Origin of the sequence: Flavivirga jejuensis, assembly GCF_030540765.1 — a bacterium.
Classification (GTDB): Bacteria; Bacteroidota; Bacteroidia; order Flavobacteriales; family Flavobacteriaceae; genus Flavivirga; species Flavivirga jejuensis.
In genome coordinates, this window is record NZ_JAUOEL010000001.1 from 79,134 (window position 1) to 103,291 (window position 24,158).

Here is a 24,158-nt window from a genome sequence, read left to right on the forward strand (position 1 = left end):
TATAAATCAGTTTTTATGCAATAGGTATATGTAAATCAACAATACATTTATTCTCATGGTGTTCACGAAAATCATTGTGATATATTTCAAAAGGATTCTTTTCGGCTTTTTTATATCCTTGATCATTCATCCAAACGAAAAGACTACTCCATGATTTTTCAAAATCATTGGGTGATATTTCAAAACGACCAACGATACATTTGCTTTTTTTGATGGTTATGGCATCTATTTCTCCTTCTGGAGTAAAAGGTTTATTTGTTAGTACACAAATGCTCATACGTACTTTATCTGGCGTTGTTATTTTAAAACTATCATGAAAAACTCTCGCCATTTTGGTTTCAGGGTTTTTCATTAAATCTTTCGAATTTGCCCATTTTATTAATCTGTCAAATACACTTTCGACGTCATTTTCTCCAAAATGTGTTATGCTGGCAAATTTTAATTCTGATATTTCTTTAATTTCAATGTTTGCATTTATTTTAATCCAATTTAAATGATTATTAATGTTGCAAATGTATTTTTCAAAAATCAGATTCTCTTGACTATTCTTGCTTTCAGAGTTACTTATCTTGCTAAATTTACTTGGATTTTCTTTTCTAAATTCAGAAGGACTTAGGCCATAAAAATTTTTAAATGCTCGAGTAAAAGAAGCGTTACTGCTAAAACCATATTGCAGGGAAAGCTCTGTAATGCTTATATTTTTTTTATGTATTAATACAGAAGCTGCCTTTTCAATACGTTTTCTAATTATATAAGAATTAAGCGTTTCTCCAATTATGGCTTTAAAAATTCTATGAAAATGAAATGGTGAATAAAGCGCAAGTCTGGAAAGTAACCCTAATGATAATTCAGAATCAAGATTATTATCTATATGTTTTAAAACCAGATTTATTCGACTTATATAATCTTTTTCTGTGTCATTTTTAGAAATCATTATTCTTACGAAATGATTTTCAGCTACTTTGTAATTGCAGGCTCAACCCATTTAAATTGAAATGAATTTTCTGGTACTTTAATACGATCTGCCAAGCGATACATTCTGGCAGGAAGCTTCATAAGGTAATCTCTGGCTTTTTCCGCTTCGTCTGTAAGGTTTGTTATTTTATCAATTTCCCAGCGCTTAATCAATTTCTCTAAAATTTCTACATAATCATTCGATGTGTAAACACCTATGCGTTGTGCGGTATTAGAAAATTCATCAAAAGCAGTACTGATTTTATTTCCAGATTCTCTTAAAAAAACAGCAGGCATGGTTATTTTTTGTTTCATCATATAGTGAAACGCCATCATCATTTGGCTGGGGTCTACTTTAAAGATACGCTCAACAAACTCAGAATAAGCATGATGGTGTCTCATTTCGTCTCCAGCAATAATTTTACACATTTTAGCAAGTTGCTTATTGCCTTTTTCTTTTGCAATTTTTGCCACTCGATTGTGAGAAACATAAGTTGCTAACTCTTGAAAACTGGTGTAAACAAAGTTTTTATAAGGGTCTCTATCGGTTCCAATATCAAAACCATCAGCAATAAGATGTTGTGTGGTTTTTTCAATTTCACGCATGTTCACACGTCCAGAAAGGTATAGGTATTTGTTAAGTACATCTCCATGGCGGTTTTCTTCACCCGTCCAATGACGTACCCACTTACCCCAGGAATTTTCTCTATCTACTTGATCAACACCTTCAACATCCATTAACCAAGATTCATATGTAGGGAGCGCTTCTTCGGTGATCATGTCGCCAACTAAAACCACCCAAAAATCATAAGGTAGTTCTTTTGAAAGTTCTCTTATTTCTCGCACTTCCTCAAAAAAGGAATCTCCTTCAGAGTTTGGTAAAAAATCGGTTGGTTGCCAAATTTTATCAATAGGAATTAAGTACTTCTCAATTAAAGATTCAACGTCCTTTTCCAAAAACTTCATTACTTCTAATCTAACATTCTTTAATGACATCTATAATTTTTTATGGGATATATGTTCTTTGATAGTAGTCTCTACACTACTTATAAGTTCTTGTTTGTTTACAAAGGTACTAACTTTTATAGGCTTATGTACCGTAAAAGTCATATGAGTCCCTAAACCCATAGGGAATTTTCCATAACGAACTGTTTTCCAAGAGTTATTTATAGAAATAGGGACAACCAAAGCCGATGGTGCTTTTTTAAATAGAATTTCTAAACCTTTTGTTTGAAATGGTTTCGGAAGACCATCTTTACTTCTTGTGCCTTCAGGGAAAATAACTGCAGCACGGTTATTTTTTTCAATGTATTCACCAAATTTCATGATAGCAGGTAAAGACTGCCGTGGATTTTTTCTATCTATTAAAGCAGATCCTCCATGGCGCAAATTGTAAGATACGCTAGGAATGCCTTTACCTAATTCTATTTTACTAATAAATTTAGGGTGGTATTTTCTTAAGAAAACAGACAAGGGAGAGATCTCATACATGCTTTGATGGTTGCAAACCACGATAAGAGGTTGGTTTGTTTCAATATTATGCGGGTTGTTAAATGTAAATCGAGTGCCTAAAACATGAAGGCATCGCATTAAACAAAGGTTCATTAAATCAACAGCTTTTTTATGCCCTTTATAACCAAAAGCGTTAAAAGACAGCCACTGAATGGGGTGGAATATCAACAATGTTATAAAAAAACAAAGTAAATAAATAGGGGTTAATAGGTACGACAACAATTTTTGCATGCGCAAAAATAAGTAAAAAGTAAGCTTAATACATAAGTACGCAGTCGTTATTTTCGCAATTTATACTTGTTGGCTGCAAAGTGAGTGCACAATCTGAAGGGATATCCCATTTTGTATTAAAAACGGCTTCTTTTTGGTTGTACTCTTTAACAATTGCTTGTAATTGTTCAACATTAATAGAGGTTGTGTATGTTAAATAAGTCCAAGGACCACCACAGGGTTTACTTCCTAAAGCTATGAATTTGCATTCGGAGGTTTCATTACATACAGAGGTACTGGCTAAAGTCTCAATTTCTGCTTTTAATAAGCTGAGTTCTGATAATTCACTTTCATAGGTAGGCGTGTCATTATCGCTAGAAGTACAACCGGGAGCAACTAGTAAAATAAAACAGGTAAAAACCAATATGGGTTTTAAATACAGTTTCATAAAGTCTTTTTTATAAGATGAGAAATTGGTAAATAGGTTGCGTAATGTGTATAAAAAAAACCACGACAGACGTGGTTTTTTAATTGTTATTATGGGTAAAGAAGAGGTTTGTTAAGCTTTTAGATTGTATAACAGACCACTATGTTATTACTCACGTAATTAATATTTTAACAATGCTCGTTGTAAGCATCTATTAAGTTTTCTGAAATAAGTTCTGCTGGACGTCCTTCAATATGATGACGCTCTAACATGTGTACTAATTCACCATCTTTAAATAATGCCATACATGGAGAACTTGGTGGAAACGGAATCATGTGACCACGAGCCGTATCTACTGCTTCTTTATCAACACCTGCAAAAACAGTAACTATGTTTGTAGGACGCTTTTCATTTTGTAAACTCATTCTTGCTCCTGGACGGGCATTGGCTGCTGCACAACCACAAACTGAATTTACAACCATTAAAGTTGTTCCTTCTTTTGCTAAAGCAGCATCAACAGCTTCGGAAGTATGTAATTCTTCAAAACCAACATTTGTTAAATCTTCGCGCATTGGTTTTACTAATTCTGCTGGATACATATTTTTAAATTTTTATAATTTACTATTTTTAGACTGCAAAGATACCAATTGTGTAACAAATTATGAATGCAATCTACTAACAAATAGTATATTTGACGATAAACAAAATTTATACTTACATGAGTTTTTCAAAATGGATAGGTGGTGCTTTAGGTTGGTCTTTTGGTGGGCCAATAGGAGCAATTATTGGAGTGGCATTGGGTAGCTTTGTTGACTCTTTATCAAATGGTAAAGGCAGTCCGTTTTTAGAAGAAGGGGAGCCACAACAAAGAAGAAGAGCTACTTACGGCACGCAATCTGGACAACGTCCACAAACACAATCTGGCGATTTCGAATTGAGTTTACTTATACTAGCCTCTATAGTTATAAAAGCAGATGGTGTACAAGATCAAAGAGAATTGGATTTTGTACGTCAGCAATTTGTAAGTATGTATGGTAAAGAACGTGCTAATCATGCATTCAGGTTATTTAAAAACATTAGCAGTCAAAGTAATATTTCTACCAGACAAGTCTGCTTGCAGATTAAACAAATGATGGATCATCCATCGCGTTTACAGCTCATGCATTTTTTATTTGGTATTGCTAAGGCCGATGGTACTGTAACGGAAGATGAGGAACGCCAAATTTACACTATGGCGGGATATCTAGGGATTAGTTCTCGCGATTATGAAAGTATTAAAGCGATGTTTTATAACAGTAGCGATAATGCCTATAAAATTCTGGAAATAGATAAAAGTGCTACGGTTGATGAAATAAAAAAAGCATATCGAAAAATGGCTAAAAAGTACCACCCAGATAAAGTGATTCATTTAGGGAAAGAGCATCAAGTTGGTGCTGAAGAGAAATTTAGACAGGTGCAAATGGCTTATGAGCATTTGCAGAAGGAACGGAAGTTTTAATTGATATATGCATAAAAATTAAGGCTGCTTCAAAAAAATAAAAATTTAAATGTTATAAACCAGTTTGATACCCAATTAAAATTGAATGATGATGATGTGCTGGAAGCTATAGGTGTTTGTAAATAGTATTTTAATGAATCAAAATCAGGTTAAAATAAAGCTATTAGAAGAAATTTCGAAAACCGAAAAGCCAATCTTAGACTAAAAGAATTGACAAAACCGATAACTCCAGATGTTTCTATTGGTAGAGTAAGCAGAATGGATGCCATAAATAATAAAAGTGTTAATGAAGCATCTTTGCGTCAGGCAGAAATTAAACTTGGTAACTTTAAGCGTGCTCTTGATAGGTTTGGAACCGAAGATTTTGGTGTTTGTTTAAAATGTAAACAAGCTATACCAGTAGGTAGAATATTAATTCGTCCATAAAGTTTATTATGTGTTAATTGTGCGAGTTAGAATAATAAACTAAAAACTATGCAAAACAATAGTCATTCAAAACCAGCATTGATTTATGCTATAGCGTATTGTTTTGAAAGAGCATCATATTATGGGATAAGGACAGTTATTGTGCTTTATATGGTTGGCGAAACATTAAAAATGTCTAATCATGAGGCTATGGGAACCTTTGGATGGTTTTCTTTGTTTATTGTTTTTTCCAAAATTTTAGGAGGACTTTTGGGGGATTTATTAGTGGGCAATAAAAAAGTCATGCTTATTGGTGGCACTTTACAAACTTTAGGCTGTTTTATATTATGTATTCAATCTCTGACTTCTTTATATATTGGTTTTGGGTTAATAATTTTAGGTTCTGGATTATTCACATCTAACGCGATTGCGGAGTTTGGTAAGCAGTATTTGATAAATAAACCAAAATTATTAGATGCAGGTTTTACATTGTTGCATTTAGGAATTACCATAGGCTCATTTATTGGGATTATAATTTTAGGTTATGTAGCTGAGTCAAATTTTAATTATGGATTTATAGTAGCTGGGATGTTAATAATGTTGGCTACCGTTCTTGCGGTATTTACAAATAAGAATCAAGGTGTTTTATCATCTAATTATAAAAACATAAGCATAAATAAAAAGTTGCTATATATTATTGCGGTAATAATTACTTCTGGTATTTTTTGGATAGTCTATCAGAGCACATACTTTGAGGTCTATACAATTCAAGAAAAAGTTTTTGATGGTATTGATCTGATTCCAGAAATTTATTTAAAAACGGAACTTAGTTCTTATTTTGGAATAATTGTTATCTCCATTTTAGCTTTAGTTTGGACTTACATTTATACAAATTCATTTTTTAAGATTTTTTTAGGATTAATAGCTTCTGCATTATCTTTTATAATTTTATTGTTTATTCCAGAAACCCCAAATTCTTTAAGTTTAATCATTTTTATGCTGTCAGCTTTTCTGCTTTCTGCAGGGGAAATGCTTATCTCTCCCATTTTGTATTCTGTAATAGCTAAATTAAGTAACCCTAAGTATTTAGCCATTATTTTATCTTTAATAACAATTCCTTATATGCTATTCAATAATATTTCTGGAATAATAACAGCGTATAGTAATGAAATAAGTTATAATACTATCTTTTTAATATCTGCTTTTATTCTTCTGGTATTTGGAGTTATAGCTTATGTTTTATCTTTAATATATAAAAAAGATGATAGAATTCACTTATCTAAAGAAGCAGAAGAATTTTTGTCTTAAATAGCTTTTGAATAAGTTTAGTTTTTTGCCTTATAATGAGCATCAATATAATCAATAGCCTCTTGTTGTGTTAAAATTGCAAACTTTTTATAACGATCGTGTACATCAACAATTTCATCTAAAGCCTTTTTAATAAGAGGTTTGTTTTTCCAAGAATTAAGATGTGTTACAACGGTTTTTAAACACCCGTTTTTATATGCAATTTGTCCAATTACATGAATTAAAGTATCGGAAACACGACGCGTTTCATCAAATTCTAGCTCCTTTAATAACGGTAAAATGTCTTGAGGATGTGTGCGACCACGTAATTCAATACCATGACAAATTTCTCGTCTAATCTCTTTATCGGAATGTTTTAAATAAGTCTTTGCCCAAGCTAAAACAGGAATTGGGTTTTTCTCCCCCATTTTTTTCACAGAACCTATTACAGCATTTCTAACAGAATGATGTTTATCAAACAAGCCAGTATCAAAAAACGTTTGAACTTTATCAAAATGAAATTTACCAATTTCGCCAGCCGCATTGACTGTTGTTTGACGCACTTTTTCAAAGTCGGATTTTAATAAATCTTTTAAAGTTAAAAGAATCGTCTTTTGTAATTCTGGTTTAGAATAAAAGAACTTACCAATAGCTAAATACCCTGTTTTACGAATATAGGTGTCTTCATCAGAAAAGTATTTTATAATATTTTCTGTATTATTTGAGGTTAGATCATGAATGATTTCTCGATTGATTTTTTCAACGAGTTGATTTCGCTCTTCTTTTGATAAATCGTAGAATCCCATTTTAATTAACTTCTAGTTTATAACCCACACCATGTATATTTACTATGTTTAAGATGGAACATATCAAAATGAATTCAAAACTTATTATCGATAGAACCAGATGGGGTATTAAATACGAATCGAAAGGTCTGTTTGTCAGCTTAAAAATAATATTATTTCTGATGCCTCTAGAAGATGGTTGTTAATCTTCAAAAACAATCGTAGACTTCTCACTACCTACAGACAACTTAACGGTTCTCCCTAAAATCATAGCCCGATTGTCTTTTTCGTGTCCTGCAGGCATGTTAAAGGCAATAGGAAAACCATAATCGGATAAAACGTCTAAAACAAGTTGTTCGATAGAAGCTCCCCAAAGTGTGGTGTTTTTTCTAAGTTTGGTCATACCTCCAACAACGACACCTTTACAATTCTCAAAATAACCAGCACGTTTTAGGCTTTGTAACATACGGTCTATATGGTATTTGTATTCACCAATTTCTTCAATAAACAGTATTTTTCCAGAAGTATCAATACTTGTTTTAGAACCTAACATGGTATGCAACATGGTTAAGTTGCCGCCAACTATAGGCGCAGATGCATTTCCAGTTTTGTTGTATGTAGAACCTTTTAAAGTATAAGATAAAGATTTTCCAAAAATAGCATCTTTAAATGTTGAAAGTGTTTCTTTAATAGGGCTTAAATCATCTTGTAAACTACTACACATCATAGCATGGATAGATTGAGTTCCTTCATTATGAATTTGATTATGAAGTGCTGTAATATCGGAATAACCAATAAGCCATTTGGGGTTTTCTTTAAACTTGGTATAATCTAATTTATCTAGTATTCTAACGGTTCCGTAGCCACCGCGAGCACACCAAATGGCACTAATTTTGGGATCGTCCAAAGCATTTTGAAAATCTTCACAACGTTCATCATCAGTTCCAGCAAAATGATTGGCTTGACTATAAACATGTTTACCAACAATAGGATGCAACCCCCAACTTTTTAAAAGAGCTTTGGCTTGATTCACTTCTTTAGTTCTGTTTTTTAAAACGCCCGAAGGTGCAACGATAGCAACCGTATCGCCTACTTTTAAATATGGTGGCTGTATCAATGTATTTGTTTTAATTGATGCTGTGTTTTGCGCTGAAATATTTTTTTCTCCAAAGAAAAAAAGGACACAACATAATGCAGTAAGTAATGATATTTTTGACATAATGTAAATGTACATTTTTTTTCTAAATCGTTTTCAAAATGTGTATTTTTGTAGCTTATTAAAAACGAAACGTCATTCTGATTTTTTTAAAAACGTGAGAATCTGCAAAATTTTAACTGAAACAAGCAGTTTGTTACGTCGCTTCTTTCCTCACAATGACAAATAAACAAACGAATGAATACACCAAAAAGATATACCATTACAACGGCACTTCCTTATACAAATGGCCCTATTCATATTGGACATTTGGCAGGGGTTTATGTTCCAGCAGATATTTATGCACGTTATTTACGATTAACAGGAAACGATGTTATATTAATTGGTGGTAGTGATGAGCACGGCGTACCAATTACAATTAAAGCAAAAAAAGAGGGCGTAACACCACAGGATGTTGTAGATAAATACCATGCGATTATTAAAAAATCGTTTGAAGATTTTGGAATTACGTTTGATAATTATTCCCGTACGTCTGCGAAAATTCATCATAAAACAGCTTCAGAGTTTTTCACGACTTTAAATGATAAAAATGAGTTTATCGAGGAAGTAACAGAACAATTGTATGATGCTGAAGCAAATCAGTTTTTAGCAGATCGTTTTGTAGTGGGAACCTGCCCAAAATGTGGAAATGAAGAAAGTTATGGAGACCAATGTGAAAACTGTGGAACCAGCCATAATGCTACCGATTTAATAAATCCGAAATCTGCATTAACAGGAAATGTACCTAGTTTAAAACAAACAAAACACTGGTTTTTACCTTTAGATAAGCATGAAGCCTTTTTAAAAGAATGGATTCTTGAAGGACATAAAAAAGATTGGAAACCTAATGTTTATGGGCAGTGTAAATCTTGGATTGATGATGGCTTACGTCCGCGTGCAGTAACCAGAGATTTAGATTGGGGAATCCCAGTGCCTGCGGAAGGTGGCGAAGGGAAAGTGCTTTATGTTTGGTTTGATGCTCCAATAGGTTATATCTCATCTACTGTAGAATGGGCAGAACGCGAAGGAAAAGATTGGAAACCTTATTGGAAAGATAAAGACACCAAATTGGTTCATTTTATAGGAAAAGATAATATTGTATTCCACTGTATTATTTTCCCAGCCATGTTAAAAGCGGAAGGATCTTATATTTTACCAGAAAATGTACCTGCTAATGAGTTTTTAAATTTAGAAGGTAATAAACTATCAACCTCGAAAAATTGGGCGGTTTGGTTACCAGAATATTTGGAAGCGTTTCCTGGACAGCAAGATGTATTGCGTTATGCATTAACAGCCAATGCACCAGAGACCAAGGATAACGATTTTACGTGGAAAGATTTTCAAGCCAGAAACAATAATGAATTGGTAGCCATTTTTGGAAATTTTATTAATCGTGTTGTGGTACTAACTAATAAGTATTATGGTGGCGTGATTCCTACTGCAAATGCATTATCTCAAGTAGATGAAGAAACATTGGCAGCAGTAAAAGCTTATCCCGATGTGATTTCTAGTTCTATTGAGCGGTATCGTTTTAGAGAAGCGCAGCAAGAACTTATGAATTTAGCGCGACTTGGGAATAAATATTTAGCAGACGAAGAACCTTGGAAAGTGATTAAAGTAGATGAAGAACGTACACAAACCATCATGTATGTGGCGCTGCAAATAGCATCTGCTTTAGCGACGTTAAGCGAACCATTTTTACCATTTACATCGACTAAGTTGAAAAATATACTGAATATTACGTTGAGCGAAGTCGAAACGTCATGGAATGAGGTAAAAACAAAAGAAATATTGCTACCATCTGGTCACCAAATAGGAAAAGCAGAACTACTATTTTCTAAAATAGAAGATGAGACAATACAGGCACAATTAAATAAATTAGAGGCTAGCAAAGAAGCAAATGAAATTGCTAATGCTGTTGTAGAACCACAAAAAGATACCATCACATTTGATGATTTTACCAAATTAGACATGAGGGTTGGTACTATTATAGAAGCCGAAAAAATGCCAAAGGCTAAAAAACTACTGGTTTTAAAAGTAGATACAGGTATTGATGTACGAACCATTGTTTCTGGTATTGCTGAAAGTTTTACAGCAGAAGAAGTGGTTGGAAAGCGTGTTACTGTTTTAGTGAATCTAGCACCAAGAGCTTTACGTGGTGTTGAGAGTGAGGGTATGATTTTAATGACCGAAACTCCAGAGGGGAAATTGGTTTTTGTGAATCCAGATACTTCCACTGCGCTTGGTACAGGTAATGGGTTACAGATAAGCTAAAGAATTTATTAACTTTATAAAAAAATATTATGTTATTAAAAAAAATAGAAAACGCACTTAATAATCAGATTAAAATAGAAGCAGAATCTTCTCAAATATATCTGGCTATGGCGTGTTGGGCAGAAGTAAAAGGGCTTGAAGGTGTGGCTGGCTTTATGTACGATCAATCTCAGGAAGAACGAGACCACATGCTTAAACTTGTTAAGTTTGTTAATGAGCGTGGTGGACATGCGCAAATATCTGCATTAAAAGCTCCAAATGTGACTTTCGAATCTTTTAAAGAAATGTTTGAAATGCTTTTAAAGCACGAGGTTTTTGTATCTGAAAGTATCAATGAATTAGTGCATACTTCGTTACAGGAAAAAGATTATGCGACACATAACTTTTTACAATGGTACGTATCAGAACAAATTGAAGAAGAAGCTATGGCACGTACAATTTTAGATAAAATAAACCTAATTGGAGATGATAAAGGGGGCCTTTATTTATTTGATAGAGATATCCAGCAAATATCAGTCGTTTCTGCTTCTTCAGAAACGCCAGAATAATTTTAATCTAAAGAATTCTTCGACGTTCTGTGTCGGGCTGGCAAAGCTACAGTGTATCCACAAATATTAATATTATAGATATGCTTAAAAAATAATACTATATAAAAAGGTAGACACGAATTTCACGAATTTTCCTGCCTACCGGAAGATTTCAAACCTGTATAAGTATTATGACAGACTGAAAGTCTGATTCGTGCTAATGTTAGGTATAGCGATTTCAACGACATTGAGATTCTATTCGTGTAAATTTGTGCAATTCGTGTCTTAATTATCGTTTTATGCTTAGGGTTTAGTTTGCTGTATTAGTTTATATAGCTTAGAGTTTGTAGGGAAAATAACTTAAAAAAGATGTGGGTACACCGTAGCTGCCCGCAAAGGCTGGGATAGTTAGTTTCAAAAAAAACCTACTAATCTTATTTAGATTTAATAAAAATAACTACTTTTGCTCAGAGTTTAAATCTTTGATTTTTATTTTGGGCAAAAAGAAGCAAAAAAAGGCAATTAAAAAATTAAGAGACTTAGGTCTTGTTACTACAGATAAAGTAAAAAGTAGTTGCTGCAAAAAGTTTAAAAAAGGGGAGGCAAAGCGATGTAAAAAGTGTCCTTGTTTCGATTTGCTTAAAAAAGTAGCTTAAATACTTATAAGCATAATGGTTAATGTGCTATTTAACAATCAACCTTTTAGTTTCTAGTTTACCACTTTCATTTGTAACCTGTATAAGATAGATACCACTTTTTAACTCAGATACACCAATTTTTATAATACTCTTGTTAAAAACGTAATCGGCTACAGATTTACCTAAAACATCGATAATTTCAATACGTTTAATTTTTTGAGTGCCTAAAACAAACAACTCATCCTCTACGGGATTTGGGTAAAATGTAAATATGCTAACCTTTGTATTTCCATTTTCTACACTGCCATTTTCTTTTTTTTCTTGAGAAAAAGACATATTATAAACTAGGAAAACTAAAATTAAACAGGAGGTGTTTTTCATGTTAAGGGTATTTGTTTTTGGTATAAGTGGTTTACTGTTAACGAAATATGGAAAGGTTAATTATATGTATAATTGACTAAACCCGAATTTTTGACACTTTAGTAAAAAACTTTTAGCTTAAAAACTCATTACTATTAGTGACCCATTTAATTAATTGGTGTCTTATACTTAAACGATTGATTGAAAATATCTTCGGAAAAATCATATAAAAAAACATCTAAAAACAAGTTCTAAATCGTAAATACCTTATGATATTTACTAAATTTAAATTTATGAAAAATACACTTCTTTTTTTTATTGCAATTAGTTTTATGTCCTGCGGAACATCAAAAATCGTAAGGAATTCAAAAAAAGTAATTAAAGGCGATTGGTTACTACACTCTATAGCTTATAGTGAAAAAGGAACCTATAATGTTAATTTGCTTAATGATGCCTCAAAAGAGTGCTTTGAGGGAAGTACATGGCAGTTTGTTCCTAATAACAATACAGGGATTTATAACATTAACAAGTCTAGCTGCTCAAGTGGCGCTCGCAATTTTGTATTTACTATTCAAGAAATTGATACACAAACTGGACTTTACGATTTTCTACTTAAGCCGACCAATGAGAAATATAAATCTGAAACCAATCAAGGCTTTCGATTAAATTTAACGGCATTGTCTGACGTAGCGATGGAATGGGAACAAACCGTACGAGTTGATGGTAAACCTTTTACAATTACAATGAATTTTAATAAACAATAAAATAATGAAGACACTTTTAAATAAAATCGGATTAATATTTTTAACACTTGTTTTAACTGCGAGTTTAACTAATTGTAAAGCCATACAAAATGCTAACAATAAACAAAAAGGTGCTGTAATAGGTGCTACTGGTGGTGCCATATTAGGTGCTATTATTGGAAATAACATAGGTAAAGGCGGAAATGGTGAATTAGGTGCAGTAATAGGAGGTGTTGTTGGTGGTGGCGCAGGTGTGCTTATTGGTAACAAAATGGATAAACAGGCACAAAAAATAGAAGAAGAGATTCCTGGAGCTCAAGTAGAGCGTGTAGATGACGGTATCGTTGTTACTTTTGATGAGAATAGTGGTGTTTATTTTGATACGAATAAGTACAATGTAAATAGTGCATCTCAACAAACACTAAGTAAACTTATAAGTGTTTTTAAAGAATATCCAGATACTAATATATTGGTCGTTGGGCATACAGATAGCGCTGGATCGGAAGATTATAACATGACGCTTTCAAAAAACAGAGCTAATGCTGTTACTAATTATTTAACAGGAAAAGGATTAAGCAGCGGGCGGTTTACAACGAATTGGTTTGGTGAAACTCAGCCAATGCATGATAACACAACTTCTGAAGGACGTGCAAAAAACAGACGTGTAAATATTGCTATTGTTCCTAATGAAAAAATGATAGATGAGGCAAAAGAGCAAGCAGGAAATTAAAAAGATTAAATAAATTTGTATAAATCTCGTTTTCAATGTTATTTTGAAAACGAGATTTTTTTTACTAAAAAACAACTTTGATGATCGACCTACTACAATTTATTACCTCTCAAACAAGCTTACCAGAAACCAGTATTAAAAATACGGTTCAACTTCTTAATGAAGACTGTACCATACCATTTATTTCACGTTACCGAAAGGAACACACAGGAAATTTGGATGAGGTTCAAATTGGGGAGATTGTAAAATATAAAGAAGAATTTGAAGCTTTAGAAAAACGAAAAATGGCCATTTTAAAAGCACTAGAAGAGCAAGGTGTTTTAACTCCAGAATTAAAGCAGAAAATAACAACTACTTCAGATTTAATAACACTTGAGGATATATACTTACCTTTCAAGAAAAGCCGAAAAACGAAAGCTGAAACAGCTCGTAAAAATGGATTGGAGCCTTTAGCTAAGATTATTATGAGTCAGAATGCAAATGATGTCGAATCGATTGCTTTTAAATATATAAAAGGAGCTATAGATTCGGTTGAAGATGCTTTGGAGGGCGCACGACATATTATTGCCGAATGGGTAAACGAGCGTACCGATATTAGAAACAATATTCGTTATCAGTTAGAACGTTTTGCAATGATTTCCACGAAAGTGATAAAAACAAAGGTAGATGATGAAGCGGCTCAAAAATTTAGAGATTATTTTGATTGGTCTGAGAGCTTAAGTAGAATCCCCTCACATAGGTTACTAGCTATTTTAAGAGCAGAAAAAGAAGGTTTTATTCGCGTTAAAATAGAAATTGATAACGATAAGGCTTTAGATAAAATTGAAAGTAGAATTATTCGCAGCAATAATGAGTGTGCAGACCAAATAGAGCTAGCGATTAAAGATGCATATAAACGTTTGTTGTTACCATCCTTAAGTAACGAAGCACTACAAATAGCTAAGGATAAAGCAGATGAGTCTGCTATTAATGTGTTTACAAAAAATTTGAAGCAGTTATTGTTAGGATCTCCGTTAGGTGAAAAACGCATCTTGGCTATCGATCCTGGATTTAGATCAGGTTGTAAAGTGGTGTGTTTAGATGCCCAAGGACAATTAAAGTATAATGAAACCATATATCCGCATCCGCCAAAAAGTGATTCTACAGGCGCTATGAAAAAAATAAGCTCATTGGCAGATGCTTATAAAATTGAGGCCATTGCTATTGGAAACGGAACTGCATCACGAGAAACGGAAGCGTTAATTAGAAAGATCCATTTTAAAAACGAGATTCAAGTTTTTGTGGTAAGTGAGGCAGGTGCTAGTATTTATTCAGCATCAAAGATAGCACGTGAAGAGTTTCCAGATTACGATGTTACGGTAAGAGGTTCGGTGTCTATTGGACGTCGTTTACAAGATCCTTTAGCAGAATTGGTTAAGATTGATGCAAAATCTATTGGAGTTGGACAATATCAACATGATGTAGACCAGGCAAAACTTCAAAAATCGTTAGGTGGTGTTGTGGAACATTGTGTGAATTCGGTTGGTGTGAACATTAATACGGCAAGTAAAAGTTTATTAAGTTACGTGTCTGGGATTGGTCCTAAATTGGCGGAAAATATTTTTAATTTTCGTAATGAAAATGGGGTGTTCACATCAAGAAACGCTATTAAAAAAGTACCACGTTTAGGAGGTAAGGCTTTTGAGCAGAGTGCCGCTTTTTTAAGAATTAAAGAAGCTAAAAACCCGTTAGACGATTCTGCTGTGCATCCAGAAAGTTATACTGTGGTTACTAAAATGGCTAAAGATTTAGGTAAAAGTATACAGGATGTTATTGGCAATGCAGAACTTCTTAAAAAAATAGATTTAAAAAAGTATTGTACAGAATCCGTTGGGTTACCAACACTTCAAGATATTGTTAAAGAACTCGAAAAACCAGGCCTAGATATTAGAGAGCAAGCAAAAGTATTTACGTTTAATCAGAATATAAAAACTATTTCAGATCTAAGAGAGGGACAGTTACTACCTGGTATTGTAAATAATATTACCAATTTTGGCTGTTTTGTAGATGTTGGAATTAAAGAAAGCGGATTGATTCATGTATCAAACCTATCAGACTCTTTTGTGAAAGATGTTAACGAGCATGTAAGCTTGCATCAACAGATTATAGTAAAAGTGTTAGAGGTTGATATTCCGCGAAAGCGTATTCAGTTAAAATTGCATAAATAATTTTAATACCCATATCGTATAAAGGATATTTTAATGCCCTTTATACGATATGAACTTTTTATATAAAGTACTTTGAAGTTTAAATCTGTTAAACTATTACTTCACTTGTAAAATGCTATTCCATTAAATATTAAAGCTTTTATTGAAATTAATTATGATTGCTAGTTAGTATTTGCACCTTCTGGTTGTATTATCTTTTTCGTGAATAATGATTTTGTACAACCTCATTTAAAAAAACGTTAGATGCTACATGTTCAAATTTTAATTCTTTTGGTAATTCGGAAAACAATGGACTTCCTCCACCTAACAAAATAGGTATCGTTGTAATTATTAATTCATCAATCAAGTCTTCTTTTAGGAACTCTTGAATCGTTTTCCCGCCATCAATATAAAGTTGATTGTATCCTTTTTGATGTATTGTTTTTAAAACTTCGCTTAAAGATCCTTTTACTAACGCTGCTTTCTCTTTGTAATCATCTGGAATGGATTCAATAGTGTTACTTATTACAAAAACAGGTATGGTATAAGGCCAATCACAATCGAAATTACAAACCGTTTCAAAAGTTATTCTTCCCATTACAATGGCATCAACTTGTGACATGAATTTTTTATACCCCATATCAATTTGGTCTGGGTTTGGAGTAGCTTGTAGCCAATCTAATCCTCCTTTTTTATCGGCTATGTAACCGTCTAAGCTTCTTCCAATAAATACGATATTTCTTTTATCCATAACATGTAAGTTTAAAAATTAAGATGCAAAGGTCTCTTATATGCAGGAGTTAAAATTGTACAGAATTTACCTTTGCCCATATTTTGAAAATTCTTTTGGAGTATAGCCACAAAAATTCTTAAATGTTTTAATAAAATGGGATTGATCATAAAATCCAGAATCTAAGCCAATTTCAACTAGCCTGTTCGATTTATTGTTTTGGAGTAATTTAATTGCGGCATTTACTTTTTTAAGTTTTAAATAATCACGCGGCGTTAGTAAATAAAGCCTTTTAAATTTTTGAATAAAACTTTTTTGAGAAATAGAAATGGATCGATTAAAATCTTTTAAAGTACCTTTTTCTAATAAGTTTGATGAGATGTATTGCTCAAATTTGATTAAGTCAGAATCTATTTGTAGGTTATCAAAAAGCCCTAATAAATGATGTTCTATAGTTTTAAAATCTGGATTTTCACTATCAAAAAGAGATTCATACAGTATTTCTGAAACCCGATCCATTGCTCGAGTTCCGAATTTATCAATCAACATTCCATAAGAAAAAGGCTTTAGAATAAATCCAACACTTCTGTAAGTTCCCGATACTTTAGTTTGAAATGGTTCTGTTTTTAATCCCGATATTATTTGATGCCCATTTTTGTTAATGGTGTTCTCTATATTTTGTCCTTTAACCTGGAAGTTATCACCGTAGTTGAAAATAAGTTCTGTAAATAATGCAGCATGATGGCTTGACTTCAAATTTAAACTTGAAGCTTTTCCTATCCAGATTGAATCTACAAATTGATTAAGAGGATAATTAGGGTGATATGTTTTCTCAGCAATCAATTTCTGTGTCGCTGGATGCCTTTTTTTGAATCTTTTCCTTTAGCCATAATATTATTAATTGAATTTTAAAATTCGATTTTACTAATATAGGGCTAAATAAAGTACAATATTTGGTATAAGAGTCGTGTGGTTTTATGTACGAGAACTTTTTTTGTCCCGTAACGTTTTTTAGCGTGAAGGAAAATAGACGTACCGAAGTTGTGTTGACCTTTGATTAATCGCTAACTACAACATTGTTTTAGGAAAGCTGTTAACGTCCAGCTTTTATTTTTTCAATTTCTTCAAATAGATACTTTGGGCTTAAAACAGGCTAATAAAGAGAATCCCTTTCTGCTATTGCTTATAATTAAAGACCTACTTGAAATTTACTTCTATAACAGTGTAAAGTAATGTAGAAACCGCATGCCTTTAGGGGCTAAATTAAACTAGTATAAGAAGCTCTATTTTAAATTACGACAGTTCGTTCAAAGTAAAATAAAGCTTCTTAAAAAGGAATTATAGAATTCCATTTAGTCTAAATAATTGAAAAATTTATCTAGTTTAACTCAGGTAAGTCCATAAGACTATAAATACTTGGGATGACCTTATCGGGATGATAAGCGAAATTATTAAGATCTTCTTTTTTAGTACCTCCTGAAAGAACAAGTATAGATTTATAACCCATTTCTACTCCACCAATGATATCTGTTTCCATAGTGTCTCCAATCATAAATGTATTTTCTGTTCTCACTCCCAATTCTTTCCTTGCTTCTCTAAACATAATAGGGCTTGGTTTTCCCATAGAGAATGCTTTTTTTCCAGTAGCTGTTTCTAGCATGGCTACTATAGCACCGCAACCTGGTCTTATACCATCTACAACAGGGCAATTAGGGTCTAAATTTGTAGCGATTAATTTTGCTCCCTTCATAATCATTTTTGTAGCTGCTTCTATCATATTCATATTGAAAGAAGTGCCTTCTCCAACAATTACGTAATCTGGATCTGAATCACTGTTTGCTATATTGTTGTCGTGCAAAGCATTCATAAGTCCAGAATCTCCAATGACATATGCGCTACCATTTGGTTTTTGTTTGGCAAGAAACCTTGCAGTGGCAGTGGCACATGTAAATACATTAGATTCGGTTACATCAATTCCCATTTTGCTCAATTTTAATTTTACATCTCTTCTTGAACGTTGTGAATTATTTGTGATGAATAGAAAAGGTATTTTTTTTTCTTGCAGTTTTTTGATAAATAAATCTGCTCCTTTAATTAACTCTTTTCCTTTATAGATGACACCATCCATATCTATTAAAAATCCTATATCCATTATATCCTTTTATGTTTATTTATTACACAAAGTTAGTATTAATCGAAAGGCTTAAAAACATCAAAACTTGCAAAATTATATGGTATATTAACTTTTGTTTGTGGCTTGTGCCCTGTTTTGTTTTCAAATAAGCATAGTTTCGCATCAATAGTGATTCTTGTTTTTTTACATTGTTTATTGGTTTCAACCGTAGTTAAAAGGACGTGTTTTAGTGTTTTTAGCTTCTAACAATTTTGTAAGTCTTTTTCATTCCTAAATTAATCTTATAGTTTTGTCGAAAACAAAATATGAACTTATCTGATAATATAATTGCTTTTCATCATTATGCTATAAAAGCACAGAATTTTCAAACCACTATCAATTTTTATGAGAAATTAGGTTTTAGTCTTGTCCATGATTGGTCTCTTCCGGAATATAATTTAAAAAAAGGAGCAATACTTTATAGTTTGAAAACAAATACTTACATAGAGGTTTTTGATAAAAATGCAGAAATACCTACTCAAGGAAGAAAAAGAGGTGAAGACGAAGAGTTTATTGAAAATTCAATTTTACATATTTGTTTTGTAGTTAAGGATGCAGAGAAGGCAAGAATTTCTGCTATAGAAGCAGGTGCAAAAGATTTAAGCGGAGGAGTTTTAAATATAGACTTACTTAATATTCGAAAAAAGGTGAATGTTACAAATAGTATTGTGTTTAGTCCAAATGGGGAAGTAATAGAATTTTTAGAACATGTTAGTTTTGATTAAGTGTTTTGAATAGGACTAAAATGGTTATAAATTTGTCTCCTTTTTCAGTTAAAAAATAAGTAGATTCTAATTTGCTTTTTTTGTTTCCAATTATTTCATCTTTTTTCAATTCATTTAACTGTTTAGCTAAAATTCTGTCTGTTATATTTGGTAATATAACTTTAAAATCAGAATACTTTAGGTGATTTTCAGATAATGCAAAAATTATAGAGAGTTTCCATCTTCCTGTTATTTGAGATAGGACTTTATGAGCACTACAGAAGTTCTCTAATGTCTTATTATTTATAAAATTCGTTGAGTTTTCTTTGCGCATTTTTTAGCTTCTAGGTAAGGTTGTGCCTGTTGCACAAGACCAATATAAAGATAAAGAGATTATTTAAACATAAATATCTTAATAAGACTTTATATAAGGTTTTTAACAAACCTTTAAATTTGAAAACAAACAAAACAAGAATTTCTAAAAAATAAAGCTCCTTAAAAAGAAGCTTTTGAGTTAATTTTTACGTTTTTTAGTGTCTTGTGTAACGATTACCATTGTTAGCAGTTCTTGTTTTTCTATTCAATTATTTTTTTCTTGTCATCCATCCCATATAAATTGATGATTGAAAAAAACGATGTGGTTTTTCAAATCCTGCTTTTTCGCATAGCTCTGATAGCCTTTCTTCTGAAACGGGAAAAAGTTTATTTTCTATTCTGTTCAAACGATTGTCAATTTGTACTTTGTCTAAACCTTCGGGTAAAAGATGTTTAAGTACTTGTAAATTTTGTTGCATTTGGTTTTTCGTACCCGTTATGTCAAGCATTACAAATGTTGCTCCCGAAACTAACCTTTCGGAAATATCTTTAAGTAATTTTAATTTACTTCCGTTATCGTCAAGAAAGTGTAAAACCAATAATAGTGTGGCTGCATCATATTTATTTTCAGTATCAAGGTCTGTTATTAAGCCTTCTATTAATCTAATGTTGTCAAATTCTTGAAGATTTTCAGTCGCCTGTTTAATCATATCGGGTGAAGGGTCAATGCCTGTTATATTCCATTTTTTAGGTGCTTTGATAAATCCTTCTATTTCATTTCCCGTTCCACAACCAACTACCAGCAGGTTAGTTGATGTAACTCCACTAAATAATTTTGGTAAACAGTTTATAAAGTACTGATAATTTGGTATCCAAGTTTCCACGAACTTATTATATCCTGTTGCTCTTTCGTTTTCAAATATTTCTATTTTATCCATTTAATTTTGTAGCGATGTGTCCTTTCCATACCAGCTTGTTGCTAACGATACATACGTGTATGGAAAGTGTTTGTTTGTGTGCGAGGATTTTCCGAAGGAAAATCAGAAGTTAGCAAAGCAAACAAGCGTTTTCCATTTGATTGAGCACTAAAATAAGTATTTTCTATAAATATTGTGGCTGTTGCACAAGTCAAAAAATATTGCAAAACACTTGTTTTTTGCATTTAAACAAACATAACAGACTGGTTTTTAGCTGTATTTTATTGATTATTATTGAAAAAACCATAGGTTTATTCAAAATCATGAGTTGTGCAACAGTCACCATTGTTGCCAGTAGTGTTTTCTATTCCCGTTATTCTGTTTCTAATTCTTTTTCAAATATTCAGTTAGTGCTTCTAAATACAGTTTGTTAAATGCAGTTCCAGAAAAAGGATTCTGACTGGTTACTAAATTTCTGTCTTTTACAGCATAGTTTGCCTTTGGTAACTTACTCCTATATTTTAACCCCATTTTTTTTAATCTTTTGGCTATTTTTCTGTTTTTGGGCTTCCCTTTCATAATGAAACGCTCAATAACAAACTCCTCAAATGGAGAAACTGAATTAACTTTAAAACCAATGTATGGATTTTCTTCTTTTGGTATTGTTAATATAAGACTTGGTGCGTGACAAATAAGACCTGTTGGTTTATTTTCCTTTGCAAAGTACTTTAATAGAATAGATATGTTAATATCATCTTTCAAATCTATCATTAAGCCTTGTCCCCCTGGAATTATTAAACCTATATAATCAGATTTGTTTTTAATAACCTTTTCAAGTGTTTTTGGACTATTAAATAAACTATCCGTTTCAGTAAATGTTAAAGCTTCATTTTTCACTTCCAAGTTATTTTTCCAATACTTGTCATTTATACTTTCTTCATCTATTGTTGCAACAATTCCATTTGGTGTGGCAAAATCTACAGTATAGCCAGCTTCTGTTACAGATTTATAAGCAAGATAAAACTCATTCAAAAAAACACCTGTTTGCCGTAGTTTTTCTCCGTTGTTTAGTTGTAAGGTATCTGATGCACTCATTACGAATAGTATTTTGTTGTTTTGTGCAGAAACTGCGTTGGCTAGAAGCACTAATACTATTATTAAAGTCCTAATTTTCATTTTATGATGTTTTTAAATTGTAACGCCTCTCATTATTCTATCGGCAATTTTTGGACTAATTCTGTTTATGATTCTCAATAGTTTTACTTTGTGAATATTTACTTCATATCTATTGTTTTCATAAGCTTTTATAAATTCATCTACTAATCTTTGAGGTGAAATTTTTCCTTTACCTCTTCCTTTCGTCATTTCAGTATCTACTAAAGGAGGTATTATTTCAAATACTTTTATTTTATCTAATTGGTATCGTAATGATTTTGAGAAAATGTGAATTGCTGCTTTTGTTCCGCAGTAGACAGCTGATTTGGCTTTGGGAACAATGGCTAAACCTGAAGAAACATTAACAATGGCTGAATTAGAATTATTTTGTAGTACAGGAATCAATGAACTAATAAGTTTTATAGGTGAAGTTAAATTCGTACTTATTTCATTTTCAATTTTTTGTAAGGCATAAGTTTCGTCCAACAAAGTTTGGTTATATTGTATACCAGCGTTGTTTATCAAGACATTTAGGTCTTTGTGTTCTTGTTTTATAAAATCTACAAGTCGGTCTAATTCCGATTGTGAAGAAATATCACATTTAAAAGAAGTAATTCGCTTGTCAAATCTTACAAGTTCTTCTAGTTTAATTTCGTTTCTGCCAATAGCTATTATTAGATTGTCCAGTTGGCAAAACCGCTCTGCCAATTCTCTGCCAATTCCTGAAGTAGCACCTGTAATAAGAATTTTGTTATTGTTCAATTTCATACTCGTGATATTTAAAGCAAAATTCACGAGAATAAAACCTAGAAGCATTTACATATGTAAAGACTTTACTTTTTAGCTCTTATTCGGCTTAATTGAGTTGGTGTAATACCTAAATATGAAGCAATGTGGTATTGGTTAATTAGGTTTTCTAAATTTGGATGTTCTTTTTTGAAAATTTCGTAGCGTTCTGTTGCTTCAAGCGTTACGAGTTCTATTTCTCGTTTTTCTTTTATTGCAAACTTGTATTCGGCAAATATTCTAGAAAGCCTTTCAATTTTTGGGTAATCATTATAAAGCGAAGTGATTTTGTCAAAATTTGCAACTAGAATTTTACAATCCGTTAAACATTGAATATTTATTAAATTTTTCTGTTTTGTTGTTATTGAGGAATAAGCTGCAATAAAGTTTGAAGGTGTAAAGAAAGTTTTATTGTATTCAGCTCCCGACTTATTGCGAAAGAATGCACGCATTACACCTTCTGATATAAATGCTAATTTTACTGAAAATTCTCCTTCTTTAGCAAAGTATTCGTCTTTTTTTAATTCCATTTCCGAAAATAAGGACGTAAATATCTCCATTTCATTTTCTGTAAAATGGATAAATTTATTCAAATATATTTTCAGTTCATTCATTTTTTGTTAATGTTTTTTTTATTACTGGCAACGTGTTTGCATATGGTTTGTTGCGTGTTTAAGCACCTAATTTAGCAAATAAAAACCGAATAGAAAATCCATGAGGATTTTCGTAAGTAGGCGAGAACTAGCAATGAATTATACATGTTGTGGCTGTTGCACAACTACTTTTTTTGACCGAATTAGGTTATTTCTGAGAACTTTAAAAATAATAAATATTGATAATCAGCATCTTAGTAATTATTTAAAAATTAAAAACACATGATTTCCTAAAAATTTTGAGTTGTGCAACAGTCACCGGTGTTGGCAAATCGTTTTTTTTCTACCATAAAAGTTCAGTTCCGTTTTCAGAATTCCAAAACGTTCCGCTGTCAAATTCATTTGTTATAAACTCAAAAATATTTTCGGCTGATTGTTTAGGTGTTAATCTACCGTTTTTAAGATTACTTTCTATTATAGTTGTTTTTACCCAACCTGGATGAATAGAAGCAACTCTAATTTTATTTTTTAGTCTATTCGTTAGAATTTTTGTGTACATATTTAAAGCACTTTTTGACATTCGATAAGCAACAGAGTCAGTCAACTCACAAACATTTAAAGAGCCCATTTTAGAGGAAACATTTAGAATAATTCCGTTTTCGTTAATCAATTCAATCAAAGGTTCTGTGAAAAATACAGTTCCAGTTACATTAACGTCAAAAGTCAGATTAAAAGATTCTTTTTCGGGAATGTAAGTGTCTAAATCTGGTCCAATTCCGGCGTTGTTAATTAAAAAGTCAATGTGTTTAAAATTCCTAAAAATCTCTTTATGCATATTCTCGATACTTTCAGTGCTTGAGAGGTCTAATTTTAAAGGATAAAAGTTCTTATGCTCAATTTTTTCAAATTTTCCACTTCTACTTGTTCCGATAACAAAGAAATTTTCATTCAACATTTTTTCAGTCAGAGCTTTTCCAATTCCTTTACTTGCTCCTGTGATTAATGCAATTTTGTTCATTTTGTGGGTTCTGTCAAATGTTTGCCAACGTGTTTG

Annotated in this window: 26 protein-coding genes; 9 read left to right on the plus strand and 17 right to left on the minus strand. The window is 32.1% G+C overall.

Going from position 1 to position 24,158, the window contains the following annotated elements; translation table 11 throughout:
- Positions 1-13 precede the first annotated feature (13 nt).
- The 5 genes from Q4Q40_RS00360 to Q4Q40_RS00380 form a co-directional block, all read right to left on the minus strand.
- Positions 14-934, minus strand: a complete 921-nt coding sequence (locus Q4Q40_RS00360; RefSeq protein ID WP_303299683.1) for an AraC family transcriptional regulator — start codon at positions 932-934, stop codon at positions 14-16.
- Positions 935-957: 23 nt separating this feature from the next.
- Complete coding sequence (locus Q4Q40_RS00365) at positions 958-1,950, minus strand: acyl-ACP desaturase (protein ID WP_303299684.1); 993 nt, start codon at positions 1,948-1,950, stop codon at positions 958-960.
- Entirely contained in the window at positions 1,951-2,697 is a 747-nt protein-coding gene (locus Q4Q40_RS00370) for a lysophospholipid acyltransferase family protein (RefSeq protein ID WP_303299685.1), read from the minus strand.
- Between the two features lie 25 nt (positions 2,698-2,722).
- The gene (locus Q4Q40_RS00375) at positions 2,723-3,124 is read right to left on the minus strand and encodes a hypothetical protein (RefSeq protein WP_303299686.1); all 402 of its coding nucleotides are present in this window, start codon (positions 3,122-3,124) and stop codon (positions 2,723-2,725) included.
- Positions 3,125-3,291: 167 nt separating this feature from the next.
- Complete coding sequence (locus tag Q4Q40_RS00380; RefSeq protein WP_303299687.1) at positions 3,292-3,702, minus strand: BrxA/BrxB family bacilliredoxin; 411 nt, start codon at positions 3,700-3,702, stop codon at positions 3,292-3,294.
- A 119-nt stretch (positions 3,703-3,821) separates the two neighbouring features.
- Here Q4Q40_RS00380 and Q4Q40_RS00385 point away from each other — a divergent pair, with 119 nt between their 5' ends.
- The 3 genes from Q4Q40_RS00385 to Q4Q40_RS00395 all read left to right on the plus strand — a co-directional run bounded on the left by Q4Q40_RS00385 (position 3,822) and on the right by Q4Q40_RS00395 (position 6,314).
- Positions 3,822-4,601 (plus strand): TerB family tellurite resistance protein, encoded by a 780-nt coding sequence (locus Q4Q40_RS00385; protein ID WP_303299688.1) that lies wholly within the window; start codon positions 3,822-3,824, stop codon positions 4,599-4,601.
- Positions 4,602-4,811: 210 nt separating this feature from the next.
- Positions 4,812-5,027 (plus strand): hypothetical protein, encoded by a 216-nt coding sequence (locus Q4Q40_RS00390; RefSeq protein WP_303299689.1) that lies wholly within the window; start codon positions 4,812-4,814, stop codon positions 5,025-5,027.
- Between the two features lie 48 nt (positions 5,028-5,075).
- The gene (locus Q4Q40_RS00395) at positions 5,076-6,314 is read left to right on the plus strand and encodes an MFS transporter (RefSeq protein WP_303299690.1); all 1,239 of its coding nucleotides are present in this window, start codon (positions 5,076-5,078) and stop codon (positions 6,312-6,314) included.
- A 17-nt stretch (positions 6,315-6,331) separates the two neighbouring features.
- Here Q4Q40_RS00395 and Q4Q40_RS00400 read toward each other — a convergent pair whose 3' ends face one another.
- Together Q4Q40_RS00400 and Q4Q40_RS00405 are read right to left on the minus strand one after the other, a co-directional pair.
- Positions 6,332-7,099: a HEAT repeat domain-containing protein gene (locus Q4Q40_RS00400; protein WP_303299691.1), complete on the minus strand. Its 768-nt coding sequence runs from the start codon at positions 7,097-7,099 to the stop codon at positions 6,332-6,334.
- Positions 7,100-7,280: 181 nt separating this feature from the next.
- A complete protein-coding gene (locus Q4Q40_RS00405; RefSeq protein WP_303299692.1) occupies positions 7,281-8,297 on the minus strand; it encodes a S66 peptidase family protein in 1,017 nt (338 codons plus the stop codon).
- A gap of 174 nt (positions 8,298-8,471) precedes the next feature.
- On the opposite strand from Q4Q40_RS00405, the gene metG reads away from it, so the two are divergent.
- Together metG and Q4Q40_RS00415 are read left to right on the plus strand one after the other, a co-directional pair.
- A complete protein-coding gene (metG, locus tag Q4Q40_RS00410; protein WP_303299693.1) occupies positions 8,472-10,547 on the plus strand; it encodes a methionine--tRNA ligase in 2,076 nt (691 codons plus the stop codon).
- A gap of 29 nt (positions 10,548-10,576) precedes the next feature.
- Positions 10,577-11,095 (plus strand): ferritin, encoded by a 519-nt coding sequence (locus tag Q4Q40_RS00415; RefSeq protein ID WP_303299694.1) that lies wholly within the window; start codon positions 10,577-10,579, stop codon positions 11,093-11,095.
- A gap of 662 nt (positions 11,096-11,757) precedes the next feature.
- Here the strand turns inward: Q4Q40_RS00415 and Q4Q40_RS00420 are convergent.
- On the minus strand, positions 11,758-12,093 hold the full coding sequence (locus Q4Q40_RS00420; protein ID WP_303299695.1) for a T9SS type A sorting domain-containing protein: 336 nt from the start codon (positions 12,091-12,093) through the stop codon (positions 11,758-11,760).
- Positions 12,094-12,365: 272 nt separating this feature from the next.
- On the opposite strand from Q4Q40_RS00420, the gene Q4Q40_RS00425 reads away from it, so the two are divergent.
- The 3 genes from Q4Q40_RS00425 (at position 12,366) to Q4Q40_RS00435 (ending at position 15,752) form a co-directional block, all read left to right on the plus strand.
- Complete coding sequence (locus tag Q4Q40_RS00425) at positions 12,366-12,836, plus strand: lipocalin family protein (protein WP_303299696.1); 471 nt, start codon at positions 12,366-12,368, stop codon at positions 12,834-12,836.
- 4 nt (positions 12,837-12,840) lie between these two features.
- Positions 12,841-13,545, plus strand: coding sequence for a YiaD family glycine zipper/OmpA-like lipoprotein (locus tag Q4Q40_RS00430; protein WP_303299697.1), 705 nt, complete (start codon positions 12,841-12,843; stop codon positions 13,543-13,545).
- A gap of 80 nt (positions 13,546-13,625) precedes the next feature.
- On the plus strand, positions 13,626-15,752 hold the full coding sequence (locus tag Q4Q40_RS00435; RefSeq protein ID WP_303299698.1) for a Tex family protein: 2,127 nt from the start codon (positions 13,626-13,628) through the stop codon (positions 15,750-15,752).
- Between the two features lie 190 nt (positions 15,753-15,942).
- Here Q4Q40_RS00435 and Q4Q40_RS00440 read toward each other — a convergent pair whose 3' ends face one another.
- The 3 genes from Q4Q40_RS00440 to Q4Q40_RS00450 form a co-directional block, all read right to left on the minus strand.
- Positions 15,943-16,482, minus strand: coding sequence for a dihydrofolate reductase family protein (locus Q4Q40_RS00440; protein WP_303299699.1), 540 nt, complete (start codon positions 16,480-16,482; stop codon positions 15,943-15,945).
- A gap of 66 nt (positions 16,483-16,548) precedes the next feature.
- Complete coding sequence (locus Q4Q40_RS00445) at positions 16,549-17,304, minus strand: helix-turn-helix domain-containing protein (protein WP_303299700.1); 756 nt, start codon at positions 17,302-17,304, stop codon at positions 16,549-16,551.
- A 535-nt stretch (positions 17,305-17,839) separates the two neighbouring features.
- Positions 17,840-18,613, minus strand: coding sequence for an HAD-IIA family hydrolase (locus Q4Q40_RS00450; RefSeq protein WP_303299701.1), 774 nt, complete (start codon positions 18,611-18,613; stop codon positions 17,840-17,842).
- Between the two features lie 287 nt (positions 18,614-18,900).
- Between Q4Q40_RS00450 and Q4Q40_RS00455 the strand changes: the two genes are divergently transcribed.
- The gene (locus tag Q4Q40_RS00455; protein WP_303299702.1) at positions 18,901-19,359 is read left to right on the plus strand and encodes a VOC family protein; all 459 of its coding nucleotides are present in this window, start codon (positions 18,901-18,903) and stop codon (positions 19,357-19,359) included.
- On the opposite strand, the gene Q4Q40_RS00460 is transcribed toward Q4Q40_RS00455, so the two are convergent.
- From Q4Q40_RS00460 to Q4Q40_RS00485, 6 genes are all read right to left on the minus strand, one after another.
- Positions 19,346-19,672 (minus strand): winged helix-turn-helix transcriptional regulator, encoded by a 327-nt coding sequence (locus tag Q4Q40_RS00460; RefSeq protein ID WP_303299703.1) that lies wholly within the window; start codon positions 19,670-19,672, stop codon positions 19,346-19,348. The two genes, Q4Q40_RS00455 and Q4Q40_RS00460, sit on opposite strands and share 14 nt — an antisense overlap.
- A 250-nt stretch (positions 19,673-19,922) precedes the next feature.
- Positions 19,923-20,591 carry a class I SAM-dependent methyltransferase gene (locus Q4Q40_RS00465; RefSeq protein ID WP_303299704.1) on the minus strand — a complete coding sequence of 223 codons (669 nt, stop codon included), beginning with the start codon at positions 20,589-20,591 and terminating at the stop codon, positions 19,923-19,925.
- A 363-nt stretch (positions 20,592-20,954) separates the two neighbouring features.
- Positions 20,955-21,746 (minus strand): DJ-1/PfpI family protein, encoded by a 792-nt coding sequence (locus Q4Q40_RS00470; protein ID WP_303299705.1) that lies wholly within the window; start codon positions 21,744-21,746, stop codon positions 20,955-20,957.
- A 12-nt stretch (positions 21,747-21,758) separates the two neighbouring features.
- Complete coding sequence (locus tag Q4Q40_RS00475; protein WP_303299706.1) at positions 21,759-22,493, minus strand: SDR family oxidoreductase; 735 nt, start codon at positions 22,491-22,493, stop codon at positions 21,759-21,761.
- 65 nt (positions 22,494-22,558) lie between these two features.
- Entirely contained in the window at positions 22,559-23,125 is a 567-nt protein-coding gene (locus Q4Q40_RS00480; protein ID WP_303299707.1) for a Crp/Fnr family transcriptional regulator, read from the minus strand.
- A 322-nt stretch (positions 23,126-23,447) separates the two neighbouring features.
- Positions 23,448-24,122 carry an SDR family NAD(P)-dependent oxidoreductase gene (locus Q4Q40_RS00485; RefSeq protein WP_303299708.1) on the minus strand — a complete coding sequence of 225 codons (675 nt, stop codon included), beginning with the start codon at positions 24,120-24,122 and terminating at the stop codon, positions 23,448-23,450.
- Positions 24,123-24,158 lie beyond the last annotated feature (36 nt).